This is a genomic window from Vibrio sp. B172a (genome assembly GCF_030248355.1).
GTDB lineage: Bacteria > Pseudomonadota > Gammaproteobacteria > Enterobacterales > Vibrionaceae > Vibrio > Vibrio owensii.
Genome location: NZ_JAHGAC010000050.1, coordinates 1 through 3,271, shown reverse-complemented (window position 1 = coordinate 3,271; position 3,271 = coordinate 1). Strand labels below are relative to the sequence as shown.

General features: G+C 49.8%; 1 rRNA gene. It reads right to left on the bottom strand.

From position 1 onward, the window contains the following. Positions 1-135: 135 nt before the first annotated feature. Positions 136-3,026, bottom strand: a 23S ribosomal RNA gene (locus KIT90_RS27540). Between the last annotated feature and the right edge of the window lie 245 nt (positions 3,027-3,271).

Genomic DNA, 3,271 nt, shown 5'->3' with positions numbered 1-3,271 from the left:
TTCGGAATGGAAGTCAGGTGGGTCCAAATCGCTATGGTCGCCAAGCAAATTCTTTAATCTGGAAAACTGATGTTAAGTTCTATTTACACATTCAATGTTCTTACATTGAGTCCATCAAAACCCCTTGGGTGTTGTATGGTTAAGCCTCACGGGCAATTAGTACAGGTTAGCTCAACGCCTCACAACGCTTACACACCCTGCCTATCAACGTTCTAGTCTCGAACAACCCTTTAGGATACTTAAAGTATCAGGGAAGACTCATCTCAGGGCTCGCTTCCCGCTTAGATGCTTTCAGCGGTTATCGATTCCGAACTTAGCTACCGGGCAATGCGTCTGGCGACACAACCCGAACACCAGAGGTTCGTCCACTCCGGTCCTCTCGTACTAGGAGCAGCCCCCTTCAATCTTCCAACGCCCACGGCAGATAGGGACCGAACTGTCTCACGACGTTCTAAACCCAGCTCGCGTACCACTTTAAATGGCGAACAGCCATACCCTTGGGACCGACTTCAGCCCCAGGATGTGATGAGCCGACATCGAGGTGCCAAACACCGCCGTCGATATGAACTCTTGGGCGGTATCAGCCTGTTATCCCCGGAGTACCTTTTATCCGTTGAGCGATGGCCCTTCCATTCAGAACCACCGGATCACTATGACCTGCTTTCGCACCTGCTCGAATTGTCATTCTCGCAGTCAAGCGGGCTTATGCCATTGCACTAACCTCACGATGTCCAACCGTGATTAGCCCACCTTCGTGCTCCTCCGTTACTCTTTGGGAGGAGACCGCCCCAGTCAAACTACCCACCAGGCACTGTCCGCAACCCCGATTAGGGGTCAACGTTAGAACATCAACACTACAAGGGTGGTATTTCAAGGACGGCTCCACAAATACTGGCGTACTTGCTTCAAAGCCTCCCACCTATCCTACACATGTAGGGTCAATGTTCAGTGCCAAGCTGTAGTAAAGGTTCACGGGGTCTTTCCGTCTAGCCGCGGGTACACTGCATCTTCACAGCGATTTCAATTTCACTGAGTCTCGGGTGGAGACAGCGTGGCCATCATTACGCCATTCGTGCAGGTCGGAACTTACCCGACAAGGAATTTCGCTACCTTAGGACCGTTATAGTTACGGCCGCCGTTTACCGGGGCTTCGATCAAGAGCTTCGACCGAAGTCTAACCCCATCAATTAACCTTCCGGCACCGGGCAGGCGTCACACCGTATACGTCATCTTACGATTTTGCACAGTGCTGTGTTTTTAATAAACAGTTGCAGCCACCTGGTATCTGCGACTCTCGTCAGCTCCATCCGCAAGGGACTTCACCATCAAGAGCGTACCTTCTCCCGAAGTTACGGTACCATTTTGCCTAGTTCCTTCACCCGAGTTCTCTCAAGCGCCTTGGTATTCTCTACCCGACCACCTGTGTCGGTTTGGGGTACGATTCCTTACAATCTGAAGCTTAGAGGCTTTTCCTGGAAGCATGGCATCAATGACTTCACTACCGTAGTAGCTCGACGTCGTGTCTCAGCCTTAAGAAGAGCCGGATTTACCTAACTCTTCAGCCTACGCACTTGAACCTGGACAACCGTCGCCAGGCCCACCTAGCCTTCTCCGTCCCCCCATCGCAATTGTAAGAAGTACGGGAATATTAACCCGTTTCCCATCGACTACGCCTTTCGGCCTCGCCTTAGGGGTCGACTTACCCTGCCCCGATTAACGTTGGACAGGAACCCTTGGTCTTCCGGCGAGGGGGTTTTTCACCCCCTTTATCGTTACTCATGTCAGCATTCGCACTTCTGATACGTCCAGCATGCGTTACCACACACCTTCAACCGCTTACAGAACGCTCCCCTACCCAATGCACTAAAGTGCATTGCCGCAGCTTCGGTTTACTACTTAGCCCCGTTACATCTTCCGCGCAGGCCGACTCGACCAGTGAGCTATTACGCTTTCTTTAAATGATGGCTGCTTCTAAGCCAACATCCTGGCTGTCTGAGCCTTCCCACATCGTTTCCCACTTAGTAGTAATTTGGGACCTTAGCTGGCGGTCTGGGTTGTTTCCCTCTCCACGACGGACGTTAGCACCCGCCGTGTGTCTCCCGGATAGTACTTACTGGTATTCGGAGTTTGCAAAGGGTTGGTAAGTCGGGATGACCCCCTAGCCTTAACAGTGCTCTACCCCCAGTAGTATTCGTCCGAGGCGCTACCTAAATAGCTTTCGGGGAGAACCAGCTATCTCCAGGTTTGATTGGCCTTTCACCCCTAGCCACAAGTCATCCGCTAATTTTTCAACATTAGTCGGTTCGGTCCTCCAATTGATGTTACTCAATCTTCAACCTGCCCATGGCTAGATCACCTGGTTTCGGGTCTATATCCAGCGACTGAGTCGCGCAGTTAACACTCGCTTTCGCTACGGCTCCCCTAGATGGTTAACCTTGCCACTGAATATAAGTCGCTGACCCATTATACAAAAGGTACGCAGTCACACCACGAAGGTGCTCCTACTGCTTGTACGTACACGGTTTCAGGTTCTATTTCACTCCCCTCACAGGGGTTCTTTTCGCCTTTCCCTCACGGTACTGGTTCACTATCGGTCAGTCAGTAGTATTTAGCCTTGGAGGATGGTCCCCCCATATTCAGACAGGATATCACGTGTCCCGCCCTACTCGATTTCACTTTATATGCGTTGCCGGTTACGGGGCTATCACCCTGTATCGCACAACTTTCCAGAAGTTTCACCTGACGCATAAAAAGCTTAAGGGCTAGTCCAATTTCGCTCGCCGCTACTTTCGGAATCTCGGTTGATTTCTTTTCCTCGGGGTACTTAGATGTTTCAGTTCCCCCGGTTCGCCTCGCTGCGCTATGTATTCACGCAGCGATACTTACTTATGTAAGTGGGTTTCCCCATTCGGAAATCCCAGACTCAAATGGTTTTTACTACCTAATCTGGGCTTATCGCAAGTTAATACGTCCTTCATCGCCTCTGACTGCCAAGGCATCCACCGTGTACGCTTAGTCACTTAACCATACAACCCGAAGGAGTTTCGAGTTGATGTTCAAATCACCAAAGTTGTCTCTCATTATTTGAATGAGCGAGAGACATTTCGATTTTGCCGGACTCAATTTCGAATAATCACTGTAAAAGTGATATTCCCAAGAACACTTGAATGTGTTTTTTGGTGTTTGTCATAAAGACAAACATTGAGAACTTTACAAACAATCTTAAAGATTGTTTTGTCAGCTTTCCAAATTGTTAAAGAGCTAGATTTCT